At 58.8% G+C, this 15,106-nt stretch carries 18 protein-coding genes; 15 read left to right on the top strand and 3 right to left on the bottom strand.

The genetic code is table 11. The features are described 5' to 3' along the window. The first annotated feature begins 144 nt into the window (after positions 1-144). From B9Z37_RS14135 to B9Z37_RS14080, 13 genes are all read left to right on the top strand, one after another. Positions 145-444, top strand: a complete 300-nt coding sequence (locus B9Z37_RS14135) for a nucleotidyltransferase domain-containing protein (protein WP_205872606.1) — start codon at positions 145-147, stop codon at positions 442-444. Between the two features lie 104 nt (positions 445-548). Further along, positions 549-917 carry a hypothetical protein gene (locus B9Z37_RS14130; RefSeq protein WP_205872605.1) on the top strand — a complete coding sequence of 123 codons (369 nt, stop codon included), beginning with the start codon at positions 549-551 and terminating at the stop codon, positions 915-917. Positions 918-1,160: 243 nt separating this feature from the next. After that, positions 1,161-1,709, top strand: a complete 549-nt coding sequence (gene rfbC / locus B9Z37_RS14125; protein WP_108313677.1) for a dTDP-4-dehydrorhamnose 3,5-epimerase — start codon at positions 1,161-1,163, stop codon at positions 1,707-1,709. Between the two features lie 124 nt (positions 1,710-1,833). Beyond that, positions 1,834-2,688, top strand: coding sequence for a Wzz/FepE/Etk N-terminal domain-containing protein (locus B9Z37_RS14690; protein ID WP_240606742.1), 855 nt, complete (start codon positions 1,834-1,836; stop codon positions 2,686-2,688). A 58-nt stretch (positions 2,689-2,746) separates the two neighbouring features. Then, positions 2,747-3,871 carry an MraY family glycosyltransferase gene (locus B9Z37_RS14115; RefSeq protein WP_108313676.1) on the top strand — a complete coding sequence of 375 codons (1,125 nt, stop codon included), beginning with the start codon at positions 2,747-2,749 and terminating at the stop codon, positions 3,869-3,871. A 106-nt stretch (positions 3,872-3,977) separates the two neighbouring features. Then, positions 3,978-4,274: a hypothetical protein gene (locus tag B9Z37_RS14110; protein ID WP_108313675.1), complete on the top strand. Its 297-nt coding sequence runs from the start codon at positions 3,978-3,980 to the stop codon at positions 4,272-4,274. A gap of 3 nt (positions 4,275-4,277) precedes the next feature. Further along, positions 4,278-4,808 carry an NAD-dependent epimerase/dehydratase family protein gene (locus tag B9Z37_RS14685; RefSeq protein ID WP_240606741.1) on the top strand — a complete coding sequence of 177 codons (531 nt, stop codon included), beginning with the start codon at positions 4,278-4,280 and terminating at the stop codon, positions 4,806-4,808. Further along, positions 4,745-5,383 (top strand): polysaccharide biosynthesis C-terminal domain-containing protein, encoded by a 639-nt coding sequence (locus tag B9Z37_RS14680; protein WP_240606740.1) that lies wholly within the window; start codon positions 4,745-4,747, stop codon positions 5,381-5,383. Before B9Z37_RS14685 ends, B9Z37_RS14680 begins: the two co-directional genes overlap by 64 nt. A 5-nt stretch (positions 5,384-5,388) precedes the next feature. Then, complete coding sequence (wecB, locus tag B9Z37_RS14100) at positions 5,389-6,525, top strand: non-hydrolyzing UDP-N-acetylglucosamine 2-epimerase (protein WP_108313674.1); 1,137 nt, start codon at positions 5,389-5,391, stop codon at positions 6,523-6,525. Further along, complete coding sequence (locus B9Z37_RS14095; protein WP_205872604.1) at positions 6,510-7,730, top strand: glycosyltransferase family 4 protein; 1,221 nt, start codon at positions 6,510-6,512, stop codon at positions 7,728-7,730. The genes wecB and B9Z37_RS14095 overlap by 16 nt, the downstream gene beginning before the upstream one ends. A gap of 2 nt (positions 7,731-7,732) precedes the next feature. Then, positions 7,733-8,218 carry a WbuC family cupin fold metalloprotein gene (locus B9Z37_RS14090; RefSeq protein WP_205872603.1) on the top strand — a complete coding sequence of 162 codons (486 nt, stop codon included), beginning with the start codon at positions 7,733-7,735 and terminating at the stop codon, positions 8,216-8,218. Beyond that, positions 8,215-9,228: a UDP-glucose 4-epimerase GalE gene (gene galE / locus B9Z37_RS14085; protein WP_108313671.1), complete on the top strand. Its 1,014-nt coding sequence runs from the start codon at positions 8,215-8,217 to the stop codon at positions 9,226-9,228. Before B9Z37_RS14090 ends, galE begins: the two co-directional genes overlap by 4 nt. Before the next feature lie 107 nt (positions 9,229-9,335). Continuing rightward, positions 9,336-10,106 (top strand): YdcF family protein, encoded by a 771-nt coding sequence (locus B9Z37_RS14080; RefSeq protein WP_167394397.1) that lies wholly within the window; start codon positions 9,336-9,338, stop codon positions 10,104-10,106. A 318-nt stretch (positions 10,107-10,424) separates the two neighbouring features. Here B9Z37_RS14080 and purT read toward each other — a convergent pair whose 3' ends face one another. From purT to radC, 3 genes are all read right to left on the bottom strand, one after another. Then, positions 10,425-11,561, bottom strand: a complete 1,137-nt coding sequence (gene purT, locus B9Z37_RS14075; RefSeq protein ID WP_108313669.1) for a formate-dependent phosphoribosylglycinamide formyltransferase — start codon at positions 11,559-11,561, stop codon at positions 10,425-10,427. 2 nt (positions 11,562-11,563) lie between these two features. After that, entirely contained in the window at positions 11,564-12,562 is a 999-nt protein-coding gene (locus tag B9Z37_RS14070; RefSeq protein ID WP_108313668.1) for an adenosine kinase, read from the bottom strand. 366 nt (positions 12,563-12,928) lie between these two features. Beyond that, positions 12,929-13,600, bottom strand: a complete 672-nt coding sequence (gene radC, locus B9Z37_RS14065; RefSeq protein WP_108313667.1) for a RadC family protein — start codon at positions 13,598-13,600, stop codon at positions 12,929-12,931. A 129-nt stretch (positions 13,601-13,729) separates the two neighbouring features. Between radC and B9Z37_RS14060 the strand changes: the two genes are divergently transcribed. Both B9Z37_RS14060 and ispH read left to right on the top strand, forming a co-directional pair. Further along, positions 13,730-14,173 (top strand): FKBP-type peptidyl-prolyl cis-trans isomerase, encoded by a 444-nt coding sequence (locus B9Z37_RS14060; RefSeq protein ID WP_108313666.1) that lies wholly within the window; start codon positions 13,730-13,732, stop codon positions 14,171-14,173. Beyond that, positions 14,173-15,102: a 4-hydroxy-3-methylbut-2-enyl diphosphate reductase gene (gene ispH / locus B9Z37_RS14055; RefSeq protein WP_108313665.1), complete on the top strand. Its 930-nt coding sequence runs from the start codon at positions 14,173-14,175 to the stop codon at positions 15,100-15,102. The genes B9Z37_RS14060 and ispH overlap by 1 nt, the downstream gene beginning before the upstream one ends. Positions 15,103-15,106: the final 4 nt, after the last annotated feature.

The raw sequence follows: 15,106 nt of genomic DNA, 5'->3' as shown, positions 1-15,106 counted from the left end.
GCCCGATCAGGTCGGGCATGACAAAGATGAGATGGATGCCCGATCGAGTCGGGCATGACAAAGATTAAGTAGATGCCCGATCAAGTCGGGCATGACAAATAAGAGATAGACGCCCGATCAAGTCGGGCATGACGAATCATTTTCATGCGCCTCACCCCCGCCCAAATCAACACCATCAAAAGCACCGCCACCGCCGTGCTGGGTGAGGGCGTGCAGGTCACGCTGTTTGGGTCGCGCGTGGACGATGCGGCCAAAGGCGGAGATGTGGACCTGATGATCGAAGTGAGTCAGGCCTTGCCCGAGCCCGCCTTGGTCTCGGCCCGCATTGCCAGCAGGGTCTCGCGTGCCATGCATGGGCGCAAGGTGGATGTGCTCCTCAAAGCGCCCAACTTGCTGGAACAACCCATTCACCGCATCGCTGCGCAACATGGGGTAGCGCTGTGAGGGTTGCAGAAGGCCAATGGGAGCGACTCCAGTTTCTGGCGCGTGTCACCCACAAAGAATGCCTTTACCTGCAGGAAACCGACAGCAGACTCTTTGCAGACCCCATGACTTTGGAGAGTCTGCAAAAGATGGAGATAGACCCCGTGCTGGCCGAACGGCTGGATGCTTTTGTAGGGCGGTTTGGCCGACTGCAAGACAACTTGGGTGACAAGCTGCTGCCCCAGTTGCTGGACGCCATGGCAGAAAAAACAGGCGCAGTCATTGAAAACCTGGACCGCGCCGAAAAACTGGGCTGGATCGAATCGGCCGACGTCTGGCTCGAAGTGCGCAAGCTGCGCAACCAGATGGTGCATGAATACATTGAAGACATGAACATCCTGATCAGTGCTTTGAAAGCTGGTCATGCATTCGTGCCTGTGCTGATCGCCACGGCCCAAAGGTTCGCCGCTCAAATTGAGAAACTGACCCCGTGAACCTATAAAACCATGGATGCCCGATCAAGTCGGGCATGACAAATAGTCTGTCATCCCCGCCCATCAGCTGTCATACCCGCCCCTTAACTGTCATACCCGCGAATGCGGGTATCCATGCCTTTAAAACCATAGATGCCCGATCAAGTCGGGCATGACAAGATGACTGTCATACCCGCGAATGCGGGTATCCATGACTCCAAAACCACAGACGCCCGATCAAGTCGGGCATGACAACTTTTCGTAATGCCCTACACCGTCACCCCCACCCACATCCCCGACCTGCTCATCCTCGAGCCCAAGGTCTTTGGCGATGCGCGGGGTTTCTTTTTTGAAAGCTTCAACCAGCAAGACTTCAACCAAGCCACGGGCCTGAACGTGCAGTTTGTGCAAGACAACCACAGCCGCAGCGCCCAAGGCGTGTTGCGTGGCCTGCACTACCAACTGCAGCAACCCCAAGGCAAGCTGGTGCGCGTGGTGCGCGGCGCGGTGTTTGACGTGGCGGTCGACATCCGCCAAAACTCCCCCACCTTCGGCCAATGGGCCGGGGTCGAGCTGACCGAAGACAACCACAAACAAGTCTGGGTGCCCCCCGGCTTTGCCCATGGCTTTGTGGTCTTGTCAGACACAGCAGACTTTTTGTACAAAACCACCGACTACTACGCCCCCCAACACGAACGCAGCATCGCCTGGAACGACCCCGCCATCGGCATCACCTGGCCCCCAGGCCTGCAACCGAAACTCTCCGCCAAAGACCAGTCCGCCAAACCCCTGGCCGAGGCAGAACTCTCGTAACTGTCATACCCGCGAATGCGGGTATCCATGCCTTCAATGCCATAACCCATCCCTTAACTGTCATACCCGCGCACGCGGGTATCCATGACCCCGCCCCCGATCCCTAGCATCTCTAGCCCAAAAAATGACCGACACCCCCCACTACCCAGAAGACGACGAAATCAGTCTCTTGGACCTTTTGCAAACCATCGTCGACAACCTGCGCCTGCTCGTTATCGGCCCCCTCGTGGCCGGACTTTTGGCGTATGCCGTAACTTTGGTCATCCCCAAAACCTACGAAAGCACGGCCATCCTCAAGTCAGAGCAAAACTTGGCCGGGCAAATGCTTACAGCCTCTGTGCTCGACCCTATAGCCGCCAAACTGGGCTACACCCCCAAAATGGAAGCCGACGATGCCCGAGACAAGCTGAGGAAAGAAATCAAAGCCAGCCACAACGCCAAGGACAAACTGGTGACCCTGACCGCGCAGGCTGCCAGCCCTCAGGCTGCGCAGGCATTGGCCAACGATGTGTTGGTGCAAGTCTATGCGCAGACGCAGCCTCGCGACTCGGCCAAGCAAAGCCTGCAAAAACAACTCACTCAACTGCAAACCCGAGAAAAAGAACTCAACCAATCGGCCAAGATATTGGAGCGCAGGCTGGAGCAAGCCACGGGCAATGGCGTGTCTGAAGTCGCACAAGGTTATGCCCAATTGATAGGCGTGATTGAGAAAACTCAAGAAAATCAAATTAAGGTCGAGAAAGAGCTCAAAGGTATCGACAGCAGCGATTTGATTCAGAGCCCGACACTACCGACCAAAAAGATTGCGCCCAAGGGGGGGCTCATCGCCATCGTGGCTACGCTGATGGCTGGCTTTGCCCTGCTCTTGTTCGTCTTCATCCGCCAAGCATTCCGCAACGCCAGTCAAAACGAAGAATCAGCCCCAAAAATCAACGCCCTACAAGCGTCGTGGCGCAAAGCTTTGGGTAAAGCCCAGTAACTGTCATCTTTCACTCGACTGTCATACCCGCGAACGCGGGTATCCATGACTTAAACCCATGAACCCCCTCAACGCCCTCCAAGGCGTCTTTCAATCCCCTACGCTACACGCCGCAGCCTGGGGCTTTGTCAGCACATTCCTGCTGTGCGTTCTTCTGGTCATCACCAAGCGCTGGCACGGTGCCCTGACCATGGACTTCACCGACGGCGTGCAAAAGTTCCACACTGCACCCACCCCCCGCGTAGGCGGCGTGCCCATAGTGTTGGGACTCATCGTGGCTTGGGCTAAAACACCTCCTGACGTGAAAGAAATGCTCACTCCCATCCTGTTTGCCGGCATGCCCGCATTCCTGTTTGGCGTGGCCGAAGACATCACCAAGCGTGTAGGCGTCATGCAGCGGTTGTTGGCCACCATGGCCTCAGGCCTGTTGGCCTGGTGGATCACCGACTATTCGCTCAGCCGAGTCGATATCTGGGGTGTCGACTGGTTCATGAAGTTCACCTTCGTATCCGTTGTCTTCACCGCCTTTGCTGTGGGTGGAGTAGCCAACAGCATCAACATCATCGACGGGTTCAACGGCTTGTCCAGCACTATGTCTACCTTGGCTTTCATCGGCTTTGGCATGATCGCCTGGCAGGTGGGCGACAAAACCTTGGCCAGCACATCGCTCATTCTTGCTGCGTGTGTGTGGGGCTTCTTCTGGGTCAACTGGCCCTTTGGCAAACTGTTTTTGGGCGACGGTGGTTCTTACTTCATTGGCTTTGCCTTGGCTTGGGTGGCCGTGCTGCTCATCGAGCGTAACCCCAGTGTGTCAGCCTTCGCCGCTGTGGTCATTTGCGTACACCCAGTGACCGAGGTGGTTTTCAGTATCTTCCGCCGCAAAATCCGCAAAGAGCACCCTGGCATGCCCGATCGTCTGCATTTCCACAGTCTGGTCAAGCGTCGTTATGTGGCCCGATGGTTTGGTTATTACTCTAATGCCGTCAGAAACTCGATCACGGGTGCATTGATCGGATTCATGACGCTTTCTGCCATTGTGCTGGCCAGTTTTACATATTCATCGACGGTCTTGTCAGTATTTGTATTTTTTGCGCTTGCCTTGGGATATGTCGCCATTTATGCCCGCATGGTGCGCCACTGCTGGTGTTCGCCAGTCACTTTTTTGTTTTTGAAGCCTACTTGATCCACTGATCAAGAAAAGTAAGCTGATAAAAAAATAAAAATAAAAATAAAAACAAAAACAAAAACAAAAACGATGGCATCAAACTTCGCATTAACTTTTGCTAACAATGAATATCAGTAACTCTACGATTGCCGTGATTGGTTTGGGCTACGTTGGCTTGCTCAGCCGCGAAGAGATGGTGGCCGCAGAAGACTTGGGCGGCTACTACCGCGTCCCGCCCGATCTGCGCGACCTGAACTACGGCAAGTTCGTGGAGCAGGGCGAAACCAAAATTTCTGAAGCCACCGACTACAACTCGCACAACACCGAGCGCCTAGACGTCGCCGGCATGCAGGCTTTGTTGATGAAACTGCGCTTCATGCAAGCCATTGCCCGGGGTGAACACGTGGAGCCCGAGGAGTAAGCCATGAAAGTACTGGTCACCGGCGCCAACGGTTTCATTGGCAAAAATTTGGTGTTGCGCTTGCGTGAGCGCGCCGACACCGAAGTCTTGACCCTCATGCGGGAGGATGGCGACAGCGCTTGGCAAGCGGCGCTGGCCCAAGCCGACGCGGTGGTGCACCTGGCCGGTGAAAACCGGCCCACCGACCCCGCCGCGTTTGACGCGGTCAACACCGGCCTGACGCAGCGTCTGTGCGACACCTTGCAAAGCATGGGCAAGCGCATCCCGGTGTTGTTCAGTTCCTCGGCGCAAGCCGAGCAAGACAACCCCTATGGCCGCAGCAAACGCGCCGCCGAAGCGGCCTTGGCCCAATTGGCCAAAAGCAACGGTAACCCCGTGGCCATTTACCGTTTGCCTGGCGTGTTTGGCAAATGGTGCCGACCCAACTACAACTCGGTCGTGGCCACTTTCTGCCACAACAAGGCACACAGGTGCCGGTGCAGATCAACGATGCCCAGGCCCGTGTGCGCTTGGTCTATGTGGACGACGTGGTGAATGGCTTTTTGCAAGCGCTGCAAGAGCCCATCGCTGGCTTGAGCCACCCTGCGGTGGCCCCTGAATACACGATCACCTTGGGTGAACTCTCAGACCAAATCGATGCGTTCAAGAACTGCCGCAGCACCTTGGTGTCTGAGCGCGTGGGCACGGGCTTGACCCGCGCCTTGTACGCCACCTACGTGAGCTATTTGCCGGTGGAGAAGTTTGCCTATGGCGTGCCGGCCCATGGTGACGCCCGAGGCGTGTTTGTGGAAATGCTCAAAACACCCGATGCGGGCCAGTTCAGCTTTTTCACGGCACACCCCGGCATCACCCGGGGCGGGCACTACCACCACACCAAAACCGAAAAGTTTTTGGTCATCAAAGGCCATGCCCGGTTTGGTTTTCGCCACATGCTCACCAACGAGGTGCACCACTTGGAAACCCAAGGCGACCAGCCTCAGATCGTGGAAACGGTGCCCGGTTGGACGCACGACATCACCAACATCGGCATCGACGAAATGGTGGTGATGTTGTGGGCCAATGAGATTTTTGACCGTGCCAATCCGGACACGATCACCAGCAAGGTTTGAAGACGATGAAAAAACTCAAAATCATGTCGGTCGTGGGGACGCGCCCCGAAATTATTCGCCTTTCTCGCGTGTTGGCGGCGCTGGACGTGCATTGCGACCATGTGCTGGTGCATACAGGGCAAAACTACGACTACGAGCTGAACCAGGTGTTTTTTGACGACCTGGGCGTGCGCAAGCCAGACTTCTTTTTGAACAGCGCCGAGGGCAGCACCAGCGCTGCGCACACCATTGGCAACCTGATCACGGCGGTGGACGGTGTGTTGGCCCAGGTGCAGCCCGAGGCCATGCTGGTGTTGGGTGATACCAACAGCTGTTTGTCGGTGATTCCAGCCAAGCGGCGCAAGGTGCCGATCTTTCACATGGAGGCGGGCAACCGCTGCTTTGACCAACGCGTGCCCGAAGAGACCAACCGTCGCATTGTGGACCACACTTCGGACATCAACCTAACCTACAGCACGATTGCCCGCGACTATTTGTTGCGCGAAGGCTTGCCGCCAGACCAAGTCATCAAGACGGGCAGCCCCATGTTTGAGGTCTTGCACCATTACCTGCCGCAAATTAAAGCTTCAGACGCGGTGGTGCGCCTGGGCCTGACAGCGCAAAAGTACTTTGTTGTGAGCGCGCACCGCGAAGAAAACATCGAGTCCGAAAAGTCGTTCACCAAATTGGTGGCGGTGCTCAACAGCGTGGCCGAAGACCATGGTTTGCCGGTGGTGGTTTCGACCCACCCCCGCACCCAAAAACGGGTCGATGCCACCGGGGCGCAATTCCACCCTCTGGTGCGCCTGATGAAACCTCTGGGCTTCCATGACTACGTCAACCTGCAGATGAACGCCAAAGCCGTCCTGTCTGACAGCGGCACGATCAACGAAGAGTCGTCCATCTTGAACTTCCCGGCGTTGAACCTGCGAGAGGCGCACGAGCGCCCCGAAGGCATGGAAGAAGCCGCCGTGATGATGGTGGGCTTGGAGGTCGAACGGGTGCGCCAAGGTTTGGCCATCGTGGCGCAACAAGCACGGGGCGCAGAGCGCGACTTGCGTTTGGTGGCCGACTACAGCATGCCCAATGTGAGCGACAAAGTGGTGCGCATCGTTCACAGCTACACCGACTACGTGAATCGCGTGGTGTGGAAGCAGTATTGAAGGGGCAGGTCATGCGCTTGGTCTTGGTGGCCGACACCTTTCCGCCCTTGCGCACCTCGGGTGCGGTGCAGTTGCGCGACCTGTCGCGCGAGCTGGTGCGCCAAGGCCACCAGCTCACCGTGCTCTTGCCCGCCGCAGACTTGGATGGCCCATGGCGCTTGGACGATTGGGAAGGCGTGCGCGTCTTACGCTTGCGTGCGCCCAAGACCAAAGACATTGGCTATGTGCGCCGCACCTTGAACGAGTTTTGGATGCCGTTTGCCATGCGCCGGCAATTGCGGCGCAGCCCTTTGGCCCTTGAGCGTTTTGATGGGGTGGTGTGGTATTCGCCGTCCATCTTTCATGGCCCTTTGGTGAAAACCCTCAAACGCCAGAGCCATTGCCCGGCCTACCTGATCATTCGCGACATCTTCCCCGAGTGGGCGGTGGACATGGGTTTGATGGGGCGGGGTTTGCCCTACCGGGTGTTCGATGCGGTGGCGCGTTACCAATATTCGGTGGCCGATGTGATTGGTGTGCAAACGCCGGGTAACCTGGGGTACTTCGATCGGTGGCAAGCGCAGGCGGGCCGCCGCTTGCAGGTCTTGCCCAATTGGTTGGGCGCGCCCGCGCAGCGGCGTTGCCCCATCCGGATCTACCAAACGCCTTTGGTCGGTCGCAAAATCTTCGTTTATGCCGGCAATATGGGCGTGGCCCAAGGCATGGACAGGGTGATGGAGCTGATGGTGCAGCTGCAGACACGCACCGATGTGGGCTTTGTGTTCGTGGGGCGAGGCAGTGATGCCCAGCGCTTGAAGGCGCAGGCCCACGGCCTGGGCTTGAACAACGTGCTGTTTTTCGACGAGATAGACCCCGACGAAATCCCCGACTTGTACGCGCAATGCCACGTGGGGCTGGTGGCCCTGGACCCGCGCCACCGCTCACACAACATACCTGGCAAGTTCCTGACCTACATGCAAAGCGGTTTGCCTGTGCTGGCCAACGTCAACGCAGGTAACGACTTGTCGGGCCTGATCCGAGAGCACCGGGTGGGTCTGGTGTGCGAAAACAATGACTTGCTGGCTTTGAAGCAGATGGCGGAGGAGTTGCTGGAGCAGATAGATGCTGATACCAATGTGCTGCATCGGTGCAAAGCTTTGTTTGATCAACAGTTTGCAGTAGAGGCCACGGTGAAGCAAATTGTGGCGGCTTTATCTGCGCAATGAATATGCAAGTTTTTACGTCACAAATGCTAGATGGGTTGGCCAGCAAGGCCAAAGTTAATCCCCGATTGCGGCAGCACAAAAATATCCACTCTAGCTATCAAGACCCTTGTCAGCGCCTGTTCAATGCCATCGAGCCGGGCAGCTACATTCGCCCGCACAAGCATGCGACTGACCCTCGCGATGAAATGCTGGTGGCTGTGCGCGGGCTGATGGCCTTGGTGACTTTCAACGACGATGGTGAAGTTACTGATGTGGTGCGTTTTGGCTCAGAAAAGTACGGGGCTGAATGTGCTGTTGGAGTGGAGTTGACATCGGGCACTTGGCACACAGTGCTAGCGCTGGTGCCTGCTTGTCTTTTGTTGGAGGTGAAGGCTGGGCCTTTTGATCCAAACCAGCCAAAAGATCTAGCACCTTGGGCGCCAGAAGAGGGGAGTGATGAGGTCGGTGTTTACCTTCAATATTTGGCGAAAGTGGTAGGAAAATCATGACTGTATTGGTCACCGGCGGTGCTGGATTCATCGGTTCACACACCACGCTGCAGCTACTGCAATCAGGTAGGCAAGTGGTGGTGTTAGACAACTTATGCAACAGCTCCGCTGAATCTTTGCATCGAGTAGCCGAGCTGGCAGGTCGATCGCCTGTCTTTGTGCAAGGTGATGTACGAGACCGGGCGCTGCTGGACAGCCTGTTTGCTGAACACTCGGTGCAGGCAGTGCTGCATTTCGCAGGCCTTAAAGCCGTGGGTGAGAGTGTTCAGCAGCCGCTGCGTTATTACGACAACAACATGTACGGCAGCCAAGTGCTCCTAGAGGCGATGTCGCATGCAGGTGTATTTGGCTTGGTGTTCAGCTCCTCAGCCACCGTTTATGGTGAACCTGCACAAATGCCTATTGCTGAAACCTGCCCCGTGGGCCAGCCCACCAACCCGTACGGGCGCAGCAAACTGATGGTGGAAGACATTTTGCGCGACTTAGCTGCGGCCGACCCGCGCTGGCGCATCGCCATCTTGCGTTACTTCAACCCAGTCGGTGCGCAAGAGAGTGGCCGCATCGGTGAGGACCCCAACGGCATACCCAACAACCTGTTGCCTTATATCGCCCAGGTAGCGGTGGGCAAGTTGCCTGAACTCTCGGTGTTTGGCAACGACTACCCCACTGCGGACGGCACGGGCGTGCGCGACTACATCCATGTGGTGGATTTGGCCGAAGGCCATTTGCGGGCACTCGAGGCTTTGCAAACCCGTAAAGGGGCCCATGTTTGGAACTTGGGCACGGGCCAGGGATACAGCGTGCTCGAAATGGTGAAAGCTTTTGAAGCCGCTAGTGGTCGGCCCGTGCCATACCGTGTGGTTCCCCGCCGACCTGGCGACATAGCTACCTGCTATGCAGACCCAACCAAAGCTGAGAAAGAACTGGGCTGGAAAGCTAAGCTCGGATTAACTCAAATGATGCAAGACGTATGGCGCTGGCAAATGCAGAACCCGGATGGGTACCGATGAATTGACTTGATTTGTACGGTAATTGTGAGTCAGATCTCAATTTTTTGGAGATGGAAGGAAAGAGCCGAAAGGCTCTTTTGTCGTTTAAGAGCTCTGAAAAGGTCCAAATGTTTGTTTTGTCCAAGTTGATGTCGGCCATCACGCAGCCCATGTTTTGGCTGGCTGTGTGGTGGTGTGTAGCGCTGGGGTTGCTGAGTGGGTCTGCGCGCTGGCGGCGGGCTGCTGTTCGCATGCTGTGGAGCGGTTTGGTGGTGTTGGGGCTGCTGGGTTTTGAGGCTTTGCCCCACGCGCTGCTGCGCCCGCTGGAAAACCGATACCCCGTGCCGCCACCAGAGGCTGTCGGCCGCCATGTGGGCGTGATTGTGCTGGGCGGTGCCCTTGAGCACCCTGGCATTTCTCAGGCGCATGGCCAGGTGCCTCTGGGCCAAGCGGCTGAGCGCATGTCTGTGCCGGTGGGGCTGATGCGGCAGCATTCTCAATTGCAATTGGTTTTTTCTGGCGGTGAGGGGCGCTTGCTGGCCACGGGCGTGAGCGAGGCCGAATTGGCCAAGGCGTTTTATGAGCAGCAGGGCGTGGACATGCGCCGAGTCATTCTGGAAAGCGGCTCGCGCACCACCCGAGAAAACGCTCTGCACGTGGCCGCGTTGCTGGGCAAGCGTTGCCAAGAGCCTTGGCTGCTGGTGACGTCGGCCTGGCACATGCCCCGGTCTGTGCTCGAGTTTGAGGCGGTAGGGTGCCAGGTGACGCCGTATCCGGTGGACTTCAGGACAGGCGATGAAACGCTGTGGGCTGAGTATTCATTGGCCCGCAGCTTGCTGCTGTGGCAAACGGCTTTGCATGAGTGGTTGGGGTTGGGGGTTTATCGGGTGACGCTGTGAGGAGGCATGGACCCCCGATCGAGTCGGGGGTGACGAATACCAGTGCATGGACCCCCGATCGGGTCGGGGGTGACAAATGCAGGGGTCGGGGGTGACGAATGCAGGGGTCGGGGTGAGAAATTTCTGTCATACCCGCGTAGGCGGGTATCCATGGTGTTTGAGGGCGGCATGCATGGACCCCCGATCAAGCCGGGGGTGACAAATACCAGTGCATGGACCCCCGATCGAGTCGGGGGTGACAAATGCAAGAGTCGGGGGGGGCGAGGGCTTGTCATACCCGCGCATGCGGGTATCCATGGTGTTCGAAGGCAGTGGCGCTTAAACCACCACCTTGATCTTGCCCGCCGCGTCCCTTGCACGTTGCAGCGCATCGGGGCCTTTGGCCAGGGCCACGGCCATGCGGCGGTAGGGGCGGGTGGTGGGTTTGCCGAAGAGGCGCACGTCCACGCCGGGTTCTGCCAAAGCCGCCTCAACGCCTGTGAACGTTGGGTTGCTGCCTTCTTTGTCGGCCAGCACCACGGCGCTGGCGCCTTCCACGCATTCGATGACGGGAATTGGCAGGCCCAAGATGGCGCGGGCGTGCAGGTCAAATTCGCTCAGGTTCTGGCTGATCAAGGTGACCATGCCCGTGTCGTGCGGGCGGGGGCTCAGCTCGCTGAAGATGACTTCGTCTTTGGTCACGAAGAACTCCACGCCAAACAGGCCTGCTCCCCCTAAGTCGGTGGTGACTTTTTCGGCCATGTCTTGCGCCGCTTTGATTTGCGCGGGCGTCATGCCCTGGGGCTGCCAGCTGTATTGGTAGTCGCCGCGCTCTTGCACGTGGCCAATGGGCGGGCAAAACAGTGTGGGGCCTTTGCGTTGGCGCACGGTGAGCAGCGTGATTTCAAACTCGAAGTGGATGAACTCTTCGACGATGACCACTTGTCGGTCACCGCGCATGCCCGCGCAGGCGTAGTCCCAGCTGGCTTGTACATCGGCGGCCGTCTTGGCCACGCTCTGGCCTTTGCCCGATGAGCTCATGACCGGTTTGATGACGACCGGGAAACCGATCTCGGTGGCTTTGGCCAGCAGCTCGGCGGCCGAGTCGGCGTAGCTGAACTTGGCGGTGCGCACGCCCAGGCCCACGGCCACGTCGCGGATGCGGTCGCGGTTCATGGTCAGGTTGGCGGCGCGGGCGCTGGGGATGACTTCAAAGCCTTGCTTTTCAACGTCCAGCAGCACTTCGGTGCGGATGGCTTCGATTTCGGGGACGATCAGGTCGGGCTGGTATTTGGCAATGGCGGCACGCAGCGGCGCTTCGTCGAGCATGCTGAACACGCAAAACTCATCCGCCACTTGCATGGCGGGCGCACCCGCGTAGCTGTCGCAGGCGATGACGTGGCAGCCCAGGCGCTTGGCGCTGATGACGAATTCTTTGCCGAGTTCACCAGAACCCAGAAGCAGGATTTTTTTCATGTTCAGGCCTTTTGGAAGTCTGCGCAGATCGCTTGCATGTGCGCTGCTGTCAAGCGGTTGCCGTGTTGGCTGACGACAGCGGCAGCCGTGCGGTTGGCCAGGGCCGCGGCTTGCGCGGCGGTGTGGCCGTGGGCGATGCCGTACAAAAAGGTGCCTGCAAACATGTCGCCTGCGCCATTGGTGTCCACCGCTTTGGCGGGCACGGCGGGCACTTCGATGCGCTCGCCGCCTTGCACCACGATGCAGCCTTGGGGGCCACGGGTCAGGCACACGGTTTTGGCCAAAGCCGACAACTGGCCGATGATGGCGTCAAGGTCGGTGCTGCCGCACCAGGTTTGCGCTTCTTCTTCGTTGGCAAACAAATAGTCGAGGCCGTCGCCGATCATGGCTTCGAGGCCCGCTTTGCAAAAGTTGATCATGCTCACGTCGCTGAGGGTCAGAGCCGTGGCGACTTTGTGCTCGATGGCGATTTGGCGGCCTTTGACAGCAGCCTCCAGGCCCGTGGGCGAGGCGGCCAAGTACCCTTCCATGTAATAGATCTTGGACTTGGCGATGTCTTGCGGGTGCAGGGCGCTGGCGTCGAGCTGCGAGGTGGCACCCAGGAAGGTGCACATGCTGCGCTCGGCGTCGGGCGTGACCAGCACCATGCAGCTGCCGGTTTGGCCTTCGGTGGGGCGGGTGTGGGTCAGGTTGGTGGCCACGCCGTTGGCTTGCAGGTCTTGGCTGTAAAACGCACCGAGTTCGTCGTCCGCCACGCGGCATGAATAAAACGCTTGGCCGCCCAGTTGCGCCAGCGCTACCACGGTGTTGCCCGCCGAGCCACCGCCTGTGCGGCGTGCGTGCAGGCCCTGCACGTGGGTCAGCAATTCAGCGCGTTGCGGGGTATCGATCAGCGTCATGTGCCGCTTGCTCACGCCCATGGTGCTCAGCAGTGCGTCAGAAACTTCGTATTCGGTATCGACCAGGGCGTTGCCGATGGCGTAGAGGTGGTAGTGGGACATGGCCGTTAGGGGAGGGGTAAAACAAGGAGTTTACTGGCTGCTCCCATTGGGCCTGTTTGTCTCTGTGGGCGGCCGCCCCTGCGGCCGAATGCATGGACCCCCGATCAAGTCGGGGGTGACGAATGAAAGCTGTCATGCCCGCATCCCCTTCTGTCATACCCGCGCCCCTTTCCGTCATACCCGCGGATGCGGGTATCCATGGCGGGCGGAGGCGCAAGGCATGGACCCCCGATCAAGTCGGGGGTGACGGAGGAAAGCTGTCATGCCCGCATCCCCTTCTGTCATACCCGCGCCCCTTTCCGTCATACCCGCGGATGCGGGTATCCATGGCGGGCGGAGGCGCAAGACATGCCCCCCCCGATCAACTCACATCAACCCCTGCTCCGCCATCGACAAAGCCTGCCCTTGCCCCACGATGATGTGGTCGAGCACGCGCACGTCGACCAGCGCCAAGGCGGCTTTCAAGGTCTGGGTGAGGTGTTCGTCGGCCCGGCTGGGTTGCACCGAGCCGCTGGGGTGGTTGTGGCTCAACACCACAGCGGCCGCCTGGTGGTGCAGGGCGCGCAGGACGACCTCTCTGGGATACACAGATGTTTGGCTGAGGGTTCCCCGAAAAAGTTCCTCCAGAGCAAGCATGCGGTTTTGATTGTCCAGAAAGAGCACGGCAAAGACTTCGTGGTTTTTGTGGGCCAGTTGCAGCTGCAAATACTGTTTGACAGCGTCGGGGGTGTGAAAGGCTTCGCGCTCTTTGAGCCGCTGGCTCAGGGCTCGGCGCGCCATCTCAAACACGGCCAGCAGTTCGGCCTGTTTGGCAGGCCCAAGGCCTTTGACCAATTTGAGCGATTGGACGCTGGCTTGCAGCAGGCCAGCGATGCCGTCAGGCCCGAGCAGCTCTTCGGACAGCTGGAACACGTTTTTGCCCGCCATACCGGTGCGCAGCAAAATGGCCAGCAGCTCCACATCGCTCAGGGCTTGCGGGCCTCGGGCGAGCAACTTCTCACGTGGCCGCGCGTCAGGCGGTAAGTCTTTGATGCCCATTTGAAGCCCCTCCCCGGAGCAGCCGTCGGTCCTTTTTGTCCCTTTTGGGGGGCAGGTTGGCCGGGCTTTTTACAATAGTGCCTTCTTTATGCCCGTTTGCCCGCGTTTGCGGCATTCCAGAAAACCCTTATGTCCATTGTCGAACCCGGTTCTTTCTTGACGCTTCACTACCGCCTGGCTGGGCCGCAGGGGGACATCATCAACACCTTCAACGAAAAACCAGCCACTTTGTCGATGGGCTCGGGCACGCTGTCGCCCGCTGTCGAGCAGCGTTTGCTGGGCCTGGCCGAGGGCACCCGCGTGGTGATGGAGATTCCGGCGGGCGAGGCCTTTGGCGATCACATTGCCGACATGCAGCAGTGGGTGGCGCGCAAGCTGCTCAATGAGCTGGGCGATCCGATGGAAAAATACGCCGCAGGCGATGTCGTGCAGTTCCCCACGCCCGATGGTTTGGGCTCTTATGCCGGCACGGTGCTGGAGGTCGGTGAGGCGGGTGCCGTGTTGTTTGACTTCAACCACCCGCTGGCGGGGCAACCTGTGACGTTTGAGGTTGAGCTGATTGGGGTGCTGTGATGACGTCCGAAGTGCTGTTGGCCGAACCCCGTGGCTTTTGTGCCGGGGTGGACCGGGCGATTGACATCGTGGAGCACGCGCTCACCAAGTTTGGCCGGCCGATTTATGTGCGCCATGAGATTGTGCACAACACCTATGTGGTGAATGACCTGAAAGAAAAAGGCGCGATTTTCATTGAAGAGCTGGCCGATGTGCCGCCCGGGGCGACGCTGATTTTCAGCGCCCATGGGGTGAGCCGGGCGATTCAGGACGAAGCCGAGCGCCGCGGCTTCCGGATTTTTGACGCCACCTGCCCGCTGGTGAGCAAGGTGCATGTGGAGCTGGCCAAGCTGCACAAGGAGGGCTACGAGTTCATCATGATCGGCCACAAAGGCCACCCCGAGGTGGAAGGCACCATGGGCCAGCTCGACAGCGGCATCCATTTGGTGGAAGACGTGGCCGATGTGGCCAAGGTGCAACCCGCCCAGACTGAACTCTTGGCGGTGGTGACACAAACCACGCTGAGTGTGGACGATGCCGCCGAGATCGTGGCCGCTGTCAAAGCCCGTTTCCCGCAGGTGCGCGAGCCCAAACAACAAGACATTTGCTACGCCACCCAAAACCGACAAGACGCGGTCAAGCTGATGAGCCCACAGGTGGATGTGGTGATTGTGGTGGGCAGCCCCACCAGCTCCAACAGCAACCGCCTGCGCGAGTTGGCCGACCGCCTGGGCACGCCCGCCTACATGGTGGACAGCGCTGCCGATTTGGACCCGGTCTGGTTTGAGGGTGCCCAAAAAGTGGGCTTGACGGCGGGTGCCTCGGCCCCGGATGTGCTGGTGCAAGAGGTGATTGCACGCCTGCGCGTGTTGGGCGCGGTGTCGGTGCGCACGCTGGACGGCATTCAGGAAACCATCAAGTTCCCCCTGCCCAAGGGTTTAAAGCTCTGATGTT

This window comes from Limnohabitans parvus II-B4 (assembly GCF_003063455.1).
GTDB classification, from domain to species: domain Bacteria; phylum Pseudomonadota; class Gammaproteobacteria; order Burkholderiales; family Burkholderiaceae_C; genus Limnohabitans_A; species Limnohabitans_A parvus.
The sequence above is the reverse complement of the archived record's forward strand: the minus strand, read 5'-3'. Positions and strand labels throughout refer to the sequence as shown.